Source organism: Kitasatospora sp. NPDC057692 (assembly GCF_042799475.1).
Taxonomy (GTDB): Bacteria; Actinomycetota; Actinomycetes; order Streptomycetales; family Streptomycetaceae; genus Kitasatospora.
On record NZ_JBHVIV010000212.1, the window covers coordinates 300 to 1041 of the forward strand.

General features: G+C 38.9%; 2 protein-coding genes. Both read left to right on the forward strand.

The window, feature by feature from the left end:
* Positions 1–250: hypothetical protein (locus tag ACFVFS_RS40875; RefSeq protein WP_380630194.1), on the forward strand; the 250-nt coding region annotated here is incomplete at its 5' end.
* Between the two features lie 12 nt (positions 251–262).
* On the forward strand, positions 263–742 hold a 480-nt coding region (locus ACFVFS_RS40880; RefSeq protein WP_380630195.1), incomplete at its 3' end, for a Gp15 family bacteriophage protein.

Sequence of the window (742 nt, forward strand, 5' to 3'; positions counted from 1 at the left end):
TGAGAAATTTAAAGGCATGGATTTCACAAAGCTTACTGAAGCAGAAATTTCTCAAGCTGAAGAAGCTGCAAATGAGGCTATGAAAGAACTAATTGAATCTTATTTTGGTGCAGAGAATTTTGATTTTATCTATCAAGCTGGCGGTAAGTCTCTTTACAACATGATTAAAGTTGTCGATATCGTTAACAGCAACCTAGAACAGAAAATGGGAACGAGCAAAGCGGAGAAAGCAAAAAACTATATAAAGTAGTGATGGTCAGCGATGAAGCTTACTGATCGTTTTGAAGAAGATGTGATTATATTCAAGGGGAGGCGTATAAAGTTACGTCTCTTTTTTGATGTGGTGCTGCGTGCGTTTGAACTGCTGGAAGATGAAGAATTCACCGAAGCGCAAAAATGGTCGCTTTTGGCTTTTGTCTTTGCTGAAAACAAAGAGGACGTTGAAGAGCTTTCACTGGATGAAAAAGTGATATTGGTTAAAGCCATTTTTGACAACTTTATTCATGAACCAGGAGAAACAGCGCAAGACAGTATTCAGCAGCAACCACAAAGCACAAACGAAGATGAACAAAACACCTCAGAAGGCGAACAAAGCACAAGCAAAAAAGATGAGGTTTTTGACTTTGAACAAGACGCGGAGTATATATACGCGTCTTTTTTGTTTGATTACAACCTCGATCTATTCGAACAGCAAGGGAAATTACACTGGCGCAAATTCCAAGCCCTTCTAAAAGGTTTGAGC